The sequence below is a fragment of the Paenibacillus albidus genome, assembly GCF_014644435.1.
GTDB classification, from domain to species: Bacteria; Bacillota; Bacilli; order Paenibacillales; family Paenibacillaceae; genus Paenibacillus_AQ; species Paenibacillus_AQ albidus.
The window spans coordinates 77,933-93,301 of sequence record NZ_BMKR01000012.1 but is presented as its reverse complement, the minus strand read 5'-3'; the positions used below and the strand labels follow the sequence as shown (position 1 = coordinate 93,301).

The window sequence follows — 15,369 nt, the reverse complement described above, 5'->3', positions numbered from 1 at the left end:
TACATGAAACCCGGCTAACCAACGCAGTATTGCGGACGGTTAGCCGGGTTTTATATTGGGGTACTGCTGATTAAGGCCAGTTATTGCTTCGATAAGACCATCTGGAGAGCCACATTTCCAGGCTGTTTCTCCGCTGCCATGCTTTGAATATAAGCGCTCATAAATCCATCGGCTGTGCTCTCCCATAACTTGTATCCAGGCATCAGTTGAATGTCTTTGGACGAGCTGCCTGCAGTGCCGGCGAAATAATGTAAGTTAAGCTTTGCCATCACTTCGCTCATGGAATGCCGCTGTGCTGTGGAGAAGGGGCTGTCCTTAAGACTGTCCAGCGCTTTGCGATAGGAGGCTTGGCTGAAGCTTTTCGCTGCGTAAGCTCTGAAGTTCAACAGATTAGGGTCCGTGCTTCCGCTGGCCCTGGCCCATCCCTCCACATCGACAGCGGCCGTATGGTAATCCAGGACTCCCGTGAGGGGATCAAAGCTCAAACTTCCATATTGGTGTGGGTTGACAGCAAGTGCGCTTGTAGCAATATCGTACACAGGAATTGCCTGCGGATCTTCAGCAGGAACAGCCGGCTCAAGACGAATATCCTGCATATGAATATGGCCTGATAAAACAAGGTTAAGTCTGTTCTTCCGCAGGGTATTCAGGGCCTCCTGGCTGTTGTTGAGCTTGAAGCCGGATACAGGCATGGATGTATGATCCAGCAGATTATGATGCATTACAGTGACAATAGAGGCATGCTCCGCCGCTGCCAGTTGTACACTTTCATTGATCCAGGAGAGCGTAGAGGCGGCAATACGTCCATCGGTCTGCGGGAATCCGTATTCCCGGTTGTGATGATATTGACTGCTGTCAATCATCAGCAGCCATAAGCCGGGGGCTGCCCGGACGATATAACTGAGCGTTTCCTGATCTCTGGAGAGGGCTTCACTGTAACCAAAATCTCCATACAGTTTAGTAAAATCACTATCGGATATGGAATCAGCGATGACTTGCCGGGTTCCCTTAAATGATCGGGCCCAGGGATTAAACAGATCATGATTGCCGGGGATAACGTAAACCTGAGTTCCTTGTGCTTCCAGACGCTTCAGTTTAGCAGCCAGTTTCTCATGACTGCTCCGTTCCCCGTTGTTGGTCAGATCACCGCTGAGTATAAGGAACTTCGGCCGTTGCTGCTTAGCGGTATAGACCAGGGATTCGGCGATTTCATCACTATAGGGGAGCATTTTGCCGTCACCACCGGAGACATAGGTCTGAAAAGCCTGACCGCCATCCTCAAGGTTTTTATCCAGATAATGCACATCGGTGGCTACCCAGAAGGAGACCGGAGCCAGCTTGTCTCCATGATTCGGAAGGGGGGATTTTTGTTGAGGCAAATTTGTGTCCTCACAGCCGCCCAGGAGGAGGGACAGGGTGAGTAACGCCCACAAGCCGAAATAAAAAGCTGATGGGGCGGTAACATAGCCTTTTTGGTGTCGGAATTTCATGATCTGGACCTTCTTTCCAATGATTTGCTGAATCATTGTAGCTTAACTGGCCCGTTTCTGTATATCGGAAAAAAGATCAGGGAATATTGAAAGGCAGGTCAGCCGGAATAAAGGTCCCGATATCCGACAAAAAAAGTGGTATATTGCTGTTGTAATTCAGGAAGAAAAGTGTTAAGATTTAGAAAAGTAAGCAACTAAATAAATGGAGGTAATTATTTATGTCTAAAAGTTTTTTTGGAGCAGTAAAAGGCAGACGTTCCATTTACGCGATCAGCAAAGAATCTACAATTTCCGATGCCAAAATTCAAGAAATTGTGGAAGAGGCTGTACTACATAGCCCAACCTCCTTCAATTCCCAAAGCTCCAGAGCTGTAGTTCTTCTGGGTGAAGCACATGACAAGCTGTGGGATATTACAACCGACGCTTTGCGCAAAATCGTTCCCGCCGAGCAATTTGAAGGCACCGCGCAAAAACTGGCTTCTTTCAAAGCCGGCTACGGTTCGGTATTGTTTTTTGAAGATCAAACTGTGGTGAAGTCCTTACAGGAGAACTTTGCACTGTACGCCGAGAACTTCCCGATCTGGTCGAACCAATCTTCCGGTATTCTCCAATTTGTAGTATGGACAGCACTGGCCGAAGAAGGCCTTGGCGCTTCCTTGCAGCACTACAATCCGCTGATTGACGATGAAGTTAGATCGGCTTGGGGCATCCCGGCTGAATGGAAGCTAATTGCGCAAATGCCATTTGGTAAGACAGCTGCACCTGCAGGCGAGAAGGAATTTCAGCCGATTGAAGAGCGCGTAAAAGTCTTTAAATAATCTGCAAAAAGGGTTTAAGACCTCCTTGACCGGGCTAATAATGACTATAGCCCAATCAAGGAGGTTTTTGTGATGCCATGGAACAAGGAGAATTACCCGGATTCTTTAAAGAATTTCACAGCGCCGGTACGGAGCAAAGCCATAGATATCGCCAATGCACTGCTGAGTGACGGCTACGATGAGGGGCGGGCCATTTCGATTGCCACAGCTGAGGCCAAGGAGTGGGGCGAGAACCACGATAAGCAGATTCGTAAAAAAGGCCATTGAAAAAGCGGACACAGAGGAAGAGTTCGCATGAAGCAGGTATAAAATAGTAAACAAACAGGACAAGCGGAGAACCGCTTGTCCTGTTATATGTTACCCCGCCCGGGGGCATAAATGTTATAAGCTTACTTCGCAGGTGCTTCGGTTGGAGCCGCACTTGCCTCAGCGGATGGAGCTGGCGTAGCTTCAGCTTCCTTCTCATCAGTTAAGGTGTTGGTGATCTTTGCTTTGGTTGTGGTCTCCTGCAGCCAAGTGGAGGAGAGCTCACTGATCTTTTGGGAAGTCAGAGTTTTCTTGATTTCTTCTTTCTTCTCATCAAGCGTGTAGTTTTTGGCTTCTTTACGGTCGGTCACCTTGATGATGTGGTAACCAAATTCGCTCTTAACCGCAGCGCTGCTGGTTTCACCGACCTTCATTTTGAAGGCTGCGTCAGAGAACTCGGGAACCATTGCTTCCTTGGCAAAGAAATTCAGGTCGCCGCCATTTGCCTTGGAGGCTGTATCCGTTGATTTCTCTGAAGCCAGCTTGGCAAAATCTGCTCCGTCCTTAAGCTGCTTGAGGATCGCATCCGCTTCTTCTTTGGTGGCTACCAAAATATGGGAAGCACGGACTTGTTCCGGTGTATTAAAAGTAGCTTTGTTCTCGTCATAGTATTTTTGAATGTCTTCATCGGTCAGCTTAACTTGCGGCTCGAGAATCTTGCGCAGCTCTACTTGCAGCGGCATTTGCTTCTTGAGGTCGTCAACAGTCATGCCGCTCTGTGCGAGTGCCGCCTGGAAGGCTTCTTCTCCGCCGAATTGCGTTCTCAGATCTTCCAGCTCTTGATTGATATCGGCATCCGTAACGGTGACGTTCGCTTTCTTGGCTTCCTGACTCACAAGTGTTTCGGTAATTAGGGATTGCAGTGTAGTCTCGCCGCCGGCTTCAACCAGCTTGTCATATAATTGAGCTTGGGTGATGTCTTCTCCATTGACAGTGGCGACCGCAGTTTTGCTGTCGTCTTGTTGGAACGGAGGTTTGATCAGCACCACAATAAGCACTGCCGCCAGAAGGATGGAGGCTATCATCCAGCCCTTGCTGCTCTTGGAAGCCGGAGGGGCAGGCGGCGTTGCTTCGCCGATTCTGTTCATTACAGGAACGTTGTCCTTTCTATCTGTATCCGAAGGTGCTTTAGTCAGCCGTCCCTCATTTTCCGTTATAGAAGGAGTGGGTTCTGCATTCGTTGCTGCATCGGCTGGTGTGGAAGGGTTGGGATCTTCCGGTTGTAGAGGGTTGTTATCCAGGTGTTCATTTTCGTTCAAATCTTTTTTGTCCATTATAAGTAATGACTCCCTTCAATATAGGTGTTGCCTGTCTTTCTACAACTTTACCAGAAAACGTGTTCTCAAACCTTAAGAAAGTATAAAAAAGCGCTTTTTCTTTTTAAGTTAATATTAAGAAAAGCAAAAGGTTCTGCTTGATCTCACATGAAACGCAAACAGCGTGCCGACTAGAATTCGGCACGCTGTTTGCGAATCAGCTTCCTTATTTGTTTAAGAGCGGAGACCCTTAAGCAGATGGCGGATACTTTCCTGTTTCCTTTTCGGAACACGGATATTCTTTGCATATAGTCCCTTTTCACCGAAGAAGATGCAGTCATCCTCAATGGAGCTGATTCTGCTCAGATTGACATAACAACCACTGTAGACCTGATAAAAGTTGGAGCTCTTAAGCAAACGGTTTAATTGCTGGGCAGACATTCTCTTTTTAATATTATAGTTTCTGCCGTGAAAAATGACCAGATCATGGTCACCGACCTTAAAGAACAGAATGTCCGTTTCCACCTCGAAGTCCTCATATACGTTTCTGGCTTCCAGCAGGATGCTACTCATTCGTGTTCCCCCTTTATAAAAATAAAAAACTTGATGTTAGCGCTTTCATTATACCATAAGGGTTCGGCCTTGAAAAGTCTTATTTTTAAATGAATTGTGGCCATTTTTACGTACCATTTGTCATAGACGCTGAAAAACGGTAAATTATAAAGATGGCTGCTAAAGAGAATAATGCAATCTGGGCAGTGCAACACTTAGGAGGAGGATGAATAACGATGAAAGAACAACCAAAGCTATTGCTGTTTACAGGCTCCTATGCAAGTGCTGCTGAGAGCGGAGTACAGGTGTTTGAGTTCGATGGACAAGCAGGAGGCACTTTGAAACGGTTGGATCAGGCCACTGGGCTGACCAATCCTACATTTGTAAATGTGGATGCTGCAAATCTGAAATTATATGCTATTGCCGAGCAGCCAAACGGGGAAGGCGGCAAAGAAGGGGAAGTGGTGTCTTTTGCCATTGACCCGCTTACAGGAAAGCTCAGCGAACTTAACTGCATTCAGACTATGCCTGCGGAAGGCAAGTCGCAGACTACAACCTGCCATATCTCCCGGGATATGGAGAGCCGGCATCTTCTTGTCTGCAGCTATCATGGAGGCAGTGTAGGACTGCTCTCACTGGACGATGCAGGACAACCGGTTCGTCTGACCGACACTGCCCTTCACACCGGCCACGGCACCCACCCGGAGCGGCAGGACCGCCCACATCCGCATTCGGCTATTTTTAGCCCGGATGGAAAGTATGTGTTTGTCTCTGACCTCGGACTGGATCTGATTCGGGCTTACCGCATCAACTCAGACACCCAAACGCTTGAAGTTCATGGAGAGACAGCCCTCCATCCCGGTGCCGGCCCGCGCCATCTGGCCTTTCATCCCGATGGAACATCCGCTTATGTAATCAATGAAGTAGACTCCACGATTACCTCATTTACATATGACAGTGCGAACGGAACGCTGCGGACAGCTGCAACAGTCTCGACGCTGCCGGCCGATTTCAGCGGAGAGAATATTTGTGCGGAAATTGCCGTTTCTGCGGACGGACGTTATTTGTACGGTTCTAACCGCGGGCATGACAGCATTGTTGTCTTTGAGATAGAAGCTGCATCAGCAGGTCTCACCTTGGTTCAGCATGTATCCACGCAAGGAGGGCATCCCCGTCATTTTACATTGACTCCGGACAACGGCTTTCTTATTGTGGCGAATCGCGACGGCAATAATCTGGTAGTCTTCTCGGTTGATAAAGATAACGGCCGGCTTTTATTCACAGGCCATACAGCGGAAGTGTCCAAACCGGTTTGTGTGAAGCCGGCCATCTTCCCGGCAGCTTCTGCCCGCTGAAGAATTAACAGTCTAAGGTGACAGCGGATAGACAGACAAAAGGGAACACCGGAAGAAGTGATCCGGTGTTCCCTTTGAATTGAGGCGAAGCTGCTGTGTTGGCTTTTGCGGCAAAGCTGCTGCAGGAAGATCCTATTTCAGAGAGACGGGCCTAAGCGGCACAATAGTCGATACCGCCGATTTGAAGAGCACATTCTGTCTGCCGTCACCCTGACCTTGCAGGGAAATGGTAAAAGCATCATAAGAGGTGATGAGACCTTGCATCTTAACCCCATTCGTTGTAAAAATCGTAACGGGGACCTTGGTTGAAATGAACTGGCTCAACAAACGCTCCTGCAATTTTAGATTTTCCACTTTGGCAGCACTCCATTTTTTGTAGAATGATTATTCCATAGGCAAGTATACCACGGGAAAGACCTTCTCAGGAAATGGGCGTGCTTAACAAAGGGATAGACGAGGGGATGAATATGTTATATTATCGTGACTGGTCCACAGCTTTTCGTTGTTTTTTATGGTTTTTAGCGGGATTTTCCCTAGTGGCTGCCCTGGTTGTTTTCCAAAAGGTCACTTCTTTTGACCGCACAATCATAGAGGGGGTCCAATCTATGGAAACGCCGGCACTAACAGCATTTGCGAAGGCGTTGTCTTTGGTGGGTTCCTCCAGACTGGCGATTGGGATCTCGCTGCTGGCCATGTGCCTGCTCTATTTTCTGCTGAAGCATCGGCTGGAATTGCTTTTATTTCTGTGGGTGGGCATCGGCTCCCAGGTACTTAATACCGTGATGAAGCTGCTCTTTCATAGAGAACGTCCCAATATTAACCGGATTATTGAAGAAGTCGGATATAGCTTTCCCAGCGGACATTCCATGGCTGCTTTTTCATTATATGGAGCACTGGCCTACCTGTTATGGCGGCATATGCGGGTTAGGAACGAACGGATTGTACTGATTGTGCTGGTTGTATTTATGACTGCAGGTATCGGCTGGAGCCGGATTTATTTGGGGGTGCATTACCCGAGTGACGTTATTGGCGGGTACTTGGCGAGCGGGGCATGGTTGATGCTGTCCATCGGCTGTTTTGAAGCTTTCCGCAATTCGAGAATCGAGAGAGTAAAGAAATAAGTCTGATAAATGAGCACGGAGTACATATCATGCGGATACCCTCCAGTTTTGAAAGGTATCCGCCATCTTCATGCAAGAGGGGCAGCAGGTTAAGGTGTTTTGGAAGGTTGTGCTGAAGGTTTACCTGCGTGTAAAGGGCTGCTGATGCTGAGCTTAAGCAATGCCGGAAGTCCTGCTTTAAGCTTCCGTCCTTCTTCGGCGGTAAGGCGGCCTTCTTTCATGATCTGATCCAGCTTTAGACTGGCGGAGTCGCTCAGCTTCTGAATATATTCGGCTTCACTCCAGCCTTTTTTCTCCTTTGCCAGCCCGGATAAAGTGTTGCCTGCCCGCAGACTGCGGATGACCTCGCCGGGCTCCATCTGCAGCAATCTGGCGGTTTCGCCAATAATAAAATGCCCTCCGGCTCTGAAGCTGCGTTCTTTGCCCGGATGCACTCTGTGCGTTTGCTCCCCGCGGAGCGAGTCGGGTCCCGCGCTTGGTGCTTGGTCCGCTGCAACACGGTCCATATGGAATGTCACCGGGGAGAGACTGAACAATACGGCTGCGGTGACAGCCGTGATTCTTAGAATCGTCTTTCTCATTTTTTGCACCTCGTCCTTTGATTGTTGGGTACTGCTGTATTCAGTATCCCCGAAAAGCTGAATAAAAGCTGAAAAGCTGCTTAAATTCTGCTAAAATTCGCCAGACCGCAGCTTGGGTAATAAACGTATGAGCCTGAACGCTACAGAGTGAAGGTAATCTTTTGCATGAATAAACACCTAATGCCGTATGTTAAAAAGATCAGTGTCTGTCATCTGCGGTTAGGCTACACTTAGGAGGGATGAATTTGGCTTTTGGAGCCCGCATATTAAAAACAGGCCTTGCTGTAACACTATCCTTATACCTATCCGCGCTGCTTCATTTTACATCTCCAGTCGGAGCGGCGATTGCTGCTATTTTTGCAATGCAGCCGTCCATTTACCGGTCATGGCGTTACTTTCTGGACCAGATTCAGACGAGTACCATGGGGGCTGTTATCGCTCTTTTGGGCGGAATGTTATTGTCCAATGAACCGATTGCCGTGGGCCTGGTCTGTATTCTGGTCATCATGATCAGCATGAAAATGAACCGTGCCGATACCATCGGCTTAACACTGGTAACTGTAATTTCCGTGATGGAGGCTTCCGGTCAATGGGAGTTTGCACTTACCCGGTTTCTGCTTACTTTAACCGGCATCATTTCCGCCTTTGTAATTAATATTGCAGTATTTCCCCCGCAGCCGCGCAAGCAGTATATTAAGCAGATTGAGAATGTCTTTACCGGTCTGTCATTGCTGCTGAGGACGGCAGTTTCACACGAAATGAAGGAAAGTGTGTTCCGTGACGAGAAAAAAGCCCTTGAAAGCTCCATCAAATCACTGGAGGAAAAATATGGTTTGTTTGAAGAGGAGCAGAAGCAGCTAAGACGGGCAAAATACAGCCAGACCCGGCAGTTGGTTGTCTACAAAAATTTATTATCTTCTCTGCAAAAGGGGTTTGAGGTGCTCGAAGCCGTGGACCGGCATTATTTTCAGGCCGACCGCACAGAGAAGACCGATGAATTGTTTGACCGGCATCTGGAGCAGTTAATTAAATACCATGAGCATATTCTGCTGAAATTTCAGGAGAAGCTGAAACCGGGGAGCAATGATACCGATCCGCTGTCGGAAGACAACGACCGTTTTTTGGAGAAGGCAATCGAAGGATACAATACCGAACGCTCCGGTCTATTACGGCTCTCCGTGGTGGCAGCAGCAATCTATGACTATGGCTATCAGCTGGAGAGGCTGGACCGGGTTGCGGATCAAATTCTCCGGATGACGGGGGAGGACAAGGAGAATACCTCTGAGCCGGAGGAGTTACAAGGCTAGGCATCTGCCGGACAGCCCAAAAAATCCAGTCCCGCGCGGGACTGGATCATCGTACATAATATGAATATCAGCATCAGCTGAGATTGAAGGCGGTAAAAACTTGAAAAAGTACTGAACAATTGCTAAAATAAAAAGATATCAAATGATGATATCTGATTAGACATAATTATACACGATAATTATAACATGAAGATACAACGATGTCAACCTTTTAGAGGGGATGAATGATGGTGGACAATAGGGAACAGGATTGGAAGGAAGAACAGCAGCGGGTTACAGGAATTACGAAGCTTTTGGCGGCGCATATCCGGCGGTTGTCCGAGGAGCTTGGTCTGCACCGCAGCGATGTTGTCGATATGCGTAAAGATTTCTGGGAAGAGGTAACGGTAAATTTCAGCAGCCCGGATGATTTGGGAGAGACATCGACGAGTCTGCGGCAGCAAGCCCAAATCCTTAATGAACGGGAACGGCATCATCTGCAATCCAGCAAAGCACTGAAAAAATATAAAAAACTCGTCGTATCTCCCTACTTCGGGCGAATTGATTTTTCGGAAACGCCGGGTGGAGGGACCGAGCAGATCTATTTGGGCATCGGATCACTCATGGAAGATAATGGGACGTTCCTGATTTATGACTGGCGTGCGCCTATCTCCAGCTTGTATTATGACGGGGCGCCGGGACCGGCGTCCTATGAGACACCTGGTGGGCTGGTATCAGGCACAATGGACCTTAAACGGCAGTTTGTTATTAATGACGGCACGATTGAAGTTATGTTCGATACCGGCGTTACCATCGGCGATGAACTGCTGCAGCAGGTGCTGAGCCACAGCGCCGATGACCGGATGAAAAGTATTGTGGCCACGATTCAAAAGGAGCAAAATGCGATTATCCGCAACGACCGCGCCCGGATGCTCGTAGTCCAGGGTGCCGCCGGGAGCGGCAAAACCTCGGCAGCCTTGCAGCGTGTAGCTTATCTGCTCTATAAATACCGCGAGGTGCTGCAGGCGGATCAGATGCTTCTTTTTTCGCCGAACCCGCTGTTTAATAGTTATGTCTCGACGGTGCTTCCCGAGCTCGGAGAGGAGAACATGCAGCAGACTACCTTCCAGATGTATCTGGAGCATCGTCTAGGGCAGGAGTTTCAACTAGAGGATGTGTTTAATCAGACGGAGAGTCTGCTGAATGCGCCGGATGGTCCGGAGGCGTCCATTCGAAGAGAGGGGATAACCTATAAATCCTCCGTTGCTTTTCTGGATGTAATCCGCCGGTATGCCACTCTGCTGGAGCGGGAGCAGATGCTCTTTAAGCCGCTGGTGTTTCAGGGCAGAGTGGTCGTCAGCAAAGAAGAAATGGCGCAGCAGTTCTACAGCTATGACCCGGCCATCAAGCTGGCGAACCGTATTGACCTTATGACCACCTGGCTGCTCAAGAAAATTGCCGAATTCAGTCTCGAAGAACGTGAAGCCCCCTGGGTTGAGGATCAAATTGAATTGCTGGATTCAAGCGACTACCACCGTGCTTACCAAATGATCCGCCGCAAAAAAGGGGGCACCGGGGAAAGCTTCGACGATTATGAAATGGAAAAAAGCTCACTTTCCCGTTATGTGATCAGCCAGCGGCTCAAACCGCTGCGCGGGTGGACGAAACGGGGCCGGTTTGTGGATGTAAAAGGGCTCTATGCCACACTGTTCAGTAATCGCCTGCTGATGGAAAGCCTGAACGGCAGCGAAGTACTGCCGGCGGCCTGGGACGATATTTGCCGGCAGACGTTGGCTTCCATAGTGGTAAATGAGCTGGCTTACGAGGATGCGACCCCGTTCCTGTATTTGAAGGAGCTGAGCCAGGGCTTCCGCACCAATACGCTGATTCGTCATGTGATTGTGGATGAAGTGCAGGATTATTCCCCGTTTCAGCTGGAATTTATGCGGCGTCTGTTCCCGCGGGCCAAAATGACAGTGCTCGGTGATCTCAATCAGGCTATTTATGCCCAAGGCGAGGTGCTTGGCGATCTGGCCGGACTGGTCAGTGTATACGGCGAAGAGAACACTGAGGTCATCTCCTTGACCCGCAGTTACCGGTCCACTTATGAGATTGTTGAGTTCACACGGTCCATGATCCCTGGCGGGGAACGGATTGTTCCCTTTAACCGCCGGGGGGAGGAGCCGCTGCTTCATGTAGTAAACAGTGAGCCTGAGCTGCTGTCCTTCGTAGAGAAAGATATCCGGGAGCTTCATGCCAAGGGGTATCATTATGTTGCCGTCATCTGCAAAACAGCAGAAGAAAGTGCACGTGTTCATGCCGAGCTGGCAACCCGCCTGCCCGTTAGACTGGTTACGAAAGATACTCCGAACTTTCAGAAAGGCACTTTGGTGCTGCCGGCATACCTTGCCAAAGGCGTCGAATTCGATGCCGTCATCATCTATGATGGGTCGGGGAAGCAATACGGCAGGGAAAATGAACGCAAGCTGTTCTACACCGCCTGCACCCGGGCCATGCATCTGCTGCATATTTATTGTCTGGGTGAACCAAGCCGCTTTATACCGGCAGGAAAAAACGAGTCCGTTACAGCCGGTTCTCTGTAGTCTCCAGATTCAAATTGACATGTAAAAAAACCGTCTTCGCAGGGTGCGAAGGCGGCTTTTTTTGCTTAAAAGAGGACGCTTATGAAGTGGCTTGGTAAAGCCGGACCTTGCGTTCTACGTTAATCATTTTGAAGCGGGTTCTCCCCACGGTTCAGTTGTTCGATGGCTGCGGCGCCGCTTGAGGAACAGGATCGTGATATAAATCAGCAGCAGCAGTGCAGGGGCCAGTGTGGAGAAACGGTACATCACTGCATAACTGGTGAATAAAGCAACGCTGCCCAGCAGCATAGACCCTGCTGCCACACCAAGATCAAGGGAGTTCAGGAACATTCCGTTGGCCATTCCCCGTTGCCGCGGTTCTACGGATTGAATCATCCAGGTCTGCAGGGATGGCTGCATGGACCCAAAACCGATGCCATAGCAAAGCGCCGCAGGAAACAATGCAGCTGTAGTGGAAGCAAAGGACAGCAGGATCAGCCCTCCTATAATAAACACGCTGCCCGGGATGAGTAAAGCGGCCGGGCCGTAGCGGTCATAGATTTTACCGGACAACGGGCGGACGAAAACAATGGCGACGGCATTGAAGAGAAAGAAATAGGCGACATGTTCCAAATGGGCTTCAGAGCCGAACAAAGCCAAGAATCCGAGAAGTCCGCCATACGAGATGGAGAGCAGAAAATTCAGCAGGCAGGGCAGAAACAGCTTGCGGCTTACTCCTGCCTTAGAGCCACCTAATTCCATGGGTGGCTCGGTGTGCCGGGAAGGAAGCGTGGAAGCCAGGCGATAGCCGAGCGGCAGGATCAGTGCGATTACGGCTGCTGTGCAGAGCAGCAATGACCCGAAGCCGGGACCTTGCAGCAGGCTGAGGCCAATGAGCGGACCGGCTGACATGGCAAGACTGGTGGACAGACCGAAGTAGCCCATGCCTTCACCCATCCGCCGAATGGGAATCACATCCGAAGCCATCGTCGGAAATGCGGTGCTGGTCATGCCGAACCCGATTCCGAAAAGCATACGCAGAAGAAGCAAAGTGAAAATGCTTCCGGCCCAATAATAACCGGCAACCGCCGTGAGTGAAATGGCGATCCCTAGAAAAATCAGCAGGTTTCGTCCGCCTTTTTCCATCGCTTTGGCTGAAAACAACCTTGAAGCGATAGCACTGAGTGCGAATAAACTGGTCACGAGACTAATCTGGAAGGAAGAAGCCTGCAGTGTTGCTTCTGCATAGGCAGGCAGTGTGGACAGGGTCATCTGCAGGCCGATGAACAGCAGCAGGTTGCATAAGGTAAGGAGGACAAAAGATTTCGTCCATAATCGTTCTGAAATAGTGATCAAAGTTCAAGCCTCTCCTATTCTTGATGAGAATTTGCAGTATTGTGATGGATGAGCTCAAGCATCATGCGGAGATCCTCAAGCTGCTGCGGCTTCAGACCGGCAAAGGCTGTTGAGGTCACCTGCTGTTCCAGCAGCAGTGTGGTGTCGATCAGGTGTTTACCCTGGTCTGTCGCATACAGAAGAAAAGCCCGGCGGTCGCTGGGGCTCATCATCTTGGTTACGAAACCTTTCTTTTGCAGCAGCTCGACAATCCGGGCTGTGGTAGGCTGATCCTTGGATACACCCAACGCGACCTCTTTTTGGTTGATTCCTTCACGGCCTGCGATCATAAGCAGAACCGACCATTGCTCAGGTGTGATATCATACGGTTTCAACGCCCGGGCGAACAAAGTGGAAATTCTCCGGTGGGCGGATCCGAGCATGAAACCCAAAAATTGTTGAGGAGAGGATTGCGGCATAGTCACGTTTCCTTTCATGGAGTATCTAATTTATATGTTATGACAATTATAGTTAAGACAAGTATATTCGTCAATGGGCCTGCTTTCGGTATGCGCTTGGCGTACAGCCGGTTTCCGATTTGAACGTATGGAAGAAATGCGAAAGGTCGCCAAAGCCAACGGCAGAAGCGATCTCGGTTACAGAGAGCGGAGTATCCATGAGCAGCCGTTTGGCCTGATTGATCCGGTAAATCGTTAAAAAACGATTTAAGGAGTGGCCGGTCGCTTGTTTGAAATGATCGTACATATGTGAGCGGGAGACATTGAACCGTTCATGCAAACGGCTGACCTCGATCGGATCGGCATAATTTGCGGTCAAATACCGTAAAATACGCTCCGCTAAATGGAACGCACCGTTCTCTGATTCGTCTGACTCTGCTGGACAATATTGCTCTCTCGCCAGGATGACGAACAATTCGGCAAGCAGGTGGTGCATCGCTGCCTCGTAAAAATCCGGCTGATTGGCGAGCTCCCGGGCAAGCTGCAGCAACAGCTCCCGGATCGTAGCCATTTTTACTGCAGAAAAGCGCCAGTAGGGTTGCGGCTCGGCCAGTAGGGACCGTACGCAGCTGTTGATTCCGGGTGAGCTGTCGAACGACGACTGCACATAACGTTCGTCGAGCGATAGCACTACACGGTGAAGAGGCCGGGTTCCGACGACGGAAGGCCAGTGCAGAACATGCGGCTTTATGATGACGATGCTGCCCGGCAGCAGGGAGTACATACGATCAGCGACCAGCAGCTTGCCATGGCCCTCGATACAACAATAAAGCTCGTAGCCCCGATGAGCATGCATTTTGCTTTGGCCTATCATACCGTCGCGGAAATGACAATGGACCGGGAAATCATCCAGAAATCGATTCGTAATGTCATCTAACTGATAGCCGGAAAAGTTGTCGTGTGACTCCATATTATAAGTCTCCTGTTCCAAAAGGAATGGTGTGCAGCAGTAAGGATATTCTAACACGGTATCCCGAAGTACTCAGGAGTTTGTGGAAAAAACCCCATAAATCCTGAACAGGAAGCCAAGTATCGTCAGCCTGAATCGCTTACATTAAAGGTAGAACATCTTTGAAGGGAGCTTCTTAAGATGTCATACTTGGGGTTAAGGAGAGGGCATATGAAGGGAATAGACGAACTGAAGGAACTGGCGGAACGGGTCTATCATCGGATGATTGATAAGACTGTGAACGACTGGGGAATGAATATGGAAAGCTGGGATTGGGTACCGGGAGTCGGAGTGATCTCGATCCTGGCTTACGGCCGGCTGCTGGGAAATCAAGAAGCCATTGAATATCTGCAGCAATGGACGGAACGCAATAAGCATTTGAGCGAACAAGTAAAAGTTATCAATTCGATGGCGCCGTATGCGATATTCCCGGACCTGTATCGGCTAAGCGGGGAACGGTGGTATTTGGACACCGGGGTCACAATCGGTGATTGGATGCTGACGGAAGCACCGCGTACACGGGAAGGGGCCTTTGAACATACGGTTACGGAGAATGCCAAGTTCTCCGAACAAGTATGGGCGGATACGTTGTTTATGGCTGTACTCTTTTTGGCCAGGCTTGCGAAGCTAACAGGAGACAGCAAATATGCTAAAGAAGCCGAATACCAATTGCTTGTCCATTTACGGTTGCTGCAGGACCCGTTAACCGGGGTGTTGTTCCATGGCTGGAACTGTGCGGAAGAAAATCATATGTCCTCTGCCCGTTGGACTCGCGCTAATGCATGGGTCATACTGGCGTGCCCCTGGATTGCTGAAGAGATCGGTTCCCTGATTCCGGTTGCCGGGGAAGTGGTAGAACGGTACCGGCAGCTTGCGGCAGGACTAAGGCATTATCAAGGGAAAGATGGAATGTGGAGTACGGTAATGGATCAGTCCGGATTTTATGCAGAGACGTCAGGGAGTGCGGGAATCGCGGCGGGATGGTTAGCCGGAATTCGGATGGGCTGGTTGGATGATACTTACAAGGAAGCTGTTGACCAAACCCTGCAAGGTGTTATGGAGCGAATCGAACCCGATGGGACGGTTCAAGGAGTATCCGGTGGAACGCCAGTGATGCCGAACATTCCGGCCTATGAAGAAATCCCGTGCTATCCGACACTATATGGGCAGGGATTGGCTCTTATTTTATTATCGCTTGCGCACGCAGAAATAGGTTAGTC

15 protein-coding genes are annotated in these 15,369 nt (G+C 49.6%); 7 read left to right on the top strand and 8 right to left on the bottom strand.

Features of this window, described 5'->3' with window-relative positions:
* Positions 1-80 precede the first annotated feature (80 nt).
* Positions 81-1,490, bottom strand: coding sequence for a metallophosphoesterase (locus tag IEY53_RS16010; protein WP_189026611.1), 1,410 nt, complete (start codon positions 1,488-1,490; stop codon positions 81-83).
* Between the two features lie 218 nt (positions 1,491-1,708).
* Between IEY53_RS16010 and IEY53_RS16005 the strand changes: the two genes are divergently transcribed.
* Positions 1,709-2,308 (top strand): nitroreductase family protein, encoded by a 600-nt coding sequence (locus IEY53_RS16005; protein ID WP_189026609.1) that lies wholly within the window; start codon positions 1,709-1,711, stop codon positions 2,306-2,308.
* A 72-nt stretch (positions 2,309-2,380) separates the two neighbouring features.
* Complete coding sequence (locus IEY53_RS16000; protein ID WP_189026607.1) at positions 2,381-2,575, top strand: DUF2188 domain-containing protein; 195 nt, start codon at positions 2,381-2,383, stop codon at positions 2,573-2,575.
* 122 nt (positions 2,576-2,697) lie between these two features.
* Here the strand turns inward: IEY53_RS16000 and IEY53_RS15995 are convergent, their stop codons facing one another.
* Both IEY53_RS15995 and IEY53_RS15990 read right to left on the bottom strand, forming a co-directional pair.
* Positions 2,698-3,888, bottom strand: coding sequence for a peptidylprolyl isomerase (locus IEY53_RS15995; protein WP_189026605.1), 1,191 nt, complete (start codon positions 3,886-3,888; stop codon positions 2,698-2,700).
* Between the two features lie 216 nt (positions 3,889-4,104).
* The gene (locus IEY53_RS15990; RefSeq protein WP_189026603.1) at positions 4,105-4,443 is read right to left on the bottom strand and encodes a LytTR family transcriptional regulator DNA-binding domain-containing protein; all 339 of its coding nucleotides are present in this window, start codon (positions 4,441-4,443) and stop codon (positions 4,105-4,107) included.
* Between the two features lie 215 nt (positions 4,444-4,658).
* Between IEY53_RS15990 and IEY53_RS15985 the strand changes: the two genes are divergently transcribed.
* Positions 4,659-5,777: a lactonase family protein gene (locus IEY53_RS15985; RefSeq protein WP_189026601.1), complete on the top strand. Its 1,119-nt coding sequence runs from the start codon at positions 4,659-4,661 to the stop codon at positions 5,775-5,777.
* 132 nt (positions 5,778-5,909) lie between these two features.
* Here IEY53_RS15985 and hfq read toward each other — a convergent pair whose 3' ends face one another.
* Positions 5,910-6,131 carry an RNA chaperone Hfq gene (gene hfq / locus IEY53_RS15980; RefSeq protein ID WP_189026599.1) on the bottom strand — a complete coding sequence of 74 codons (222 nt, stop codon included), beginning with the start codon at positions 6,129-6,131 and terminating at the stop codon, positions 5,910-5,912.
* 251 nt (positions 6,132-6,382) lie between these two features.
* Here hfq and IEY53_RS15975 point away from each other — a divergent pair, with 251 nt between their 5' ends.
* A complete protein-coding gene (locus IEY53_RS15975; protein ID WP_229696188.1) occupies positions 6,383-6,898 on the top strand; it encodes a phosphatase PAP2 family protein in 516 nt (171 codons plus the stop codon).
* Positions 6,899-6,987: 89 nt separating this feature from the next.
* Here the strand turns inward: IEY53_RS15975 and IEY53_RS15970 are convergent, their stop codons facing one another.
* The gene (locus IEY53_RS15970) at positions 6,988-7,479 is read right to left on the bottom strand and encodes a hypothetical protein (RefSeq protein ID WP_189026596.1); all 492 of its coding nucleotides are present in this window, start codon (positions 7,477-7,479) and stop codon (positions 6,988-6,990) included.
* Positions 7,480-7,724: 245 nt separating this feature from the next.
* Between IEY53_RS15970 and IEY53_RS15965 the strand changes: the two genes are divergently transcribed.
* Both IEY53_RS15965 and helD read left to right on the top strand, forming a co-directional pair.
* Positions 7,725-8,786: an FUSC family protein gene (locus IEY53_RS15965; protein WP_189026594.1), complete on the top strand. Its 1,062-nt coding sequence runs from the start codon at positions 7,725-7,727 to the stop codon at positions 8,784-8,786.
* Positions 8,787-9,013: 227 nt separating this feature from the next.
* On the top strand, positions 9,014-11,368 hold the full coding sequence (helD, locus tag IEY53_RS15960; protein ID WP_373293870.1) for an RNA polymerase recycling motor HelD: 2,355 nt from the start codon (positions 9,014-9,016) through the stop codon (positions 11,366-11,368).
* A gap of 123 nt (positions 11,369-11,491) precedes the next feature.
* On the opposite strand, the gene IEY53_RS15955 is transcribed toward helD, so the two are convergent.
* The 3 genes from IEY53_RS15955 to IEY53_RS15945 form a co-directional block, all read right to left on the bottom strand.
* Positions 11,492-12,703 (bottom strand): MFS transporter, encoded by a 1,212-nt coding sequence (locus tag IEY53_RS15955; RefSeq protein WP_229696187.1) that lies wholly within the window; start codon positions 12,701-12,703, stop codon positions 11,492-11,494.
* 14 nt (positions 12,704-12,717) lie between these two features.
* Complete coding sequence (locus IEY53_RS15950) at positions 12,718-13,077, bottom strand: MarR family winged helix-turn-helix transcriptional regulator (protein ID WP_229696186.1); 360 nt, start codon at positions 13,075-13,077, stop codon at positions 12,718-12,720.
* 154 nt (positions 13,078-13,231) lie between these two features.
* Positions 13,232-14,110: an AraC family transcriptional regulator gene (locus tag IEY53_RS15945; protein WP_189026589.1), complete on the bottom strand. Its 879-nt coding sequence runs from the start codon at positions 14,108-14,110 to the stop codon at positions 13,232-13,234.
* 210 nt (positions 14,111-14,320) lie between these two features.
* Here IEY53_RS15945 and IEY53_RS15940 point away from each other — a divergent pair, with 210 nt between their 5' ends.
* The gene (locus IEY53_RS15940; RefSeq protein WP_189026587.1) at positions 14,321-15,367 is read left to right on the top strand and encodes a glycoside hydrolase family 88/105 protein; all 1,047 of its coding nucleotides are present in this window, start codon (positions 14,321-14,323) and stop codon (positions 15,365-15,367) included.
* The last annotated feature ends 2 nt before the right edge of the window (positions 15,368-15,369 follow it).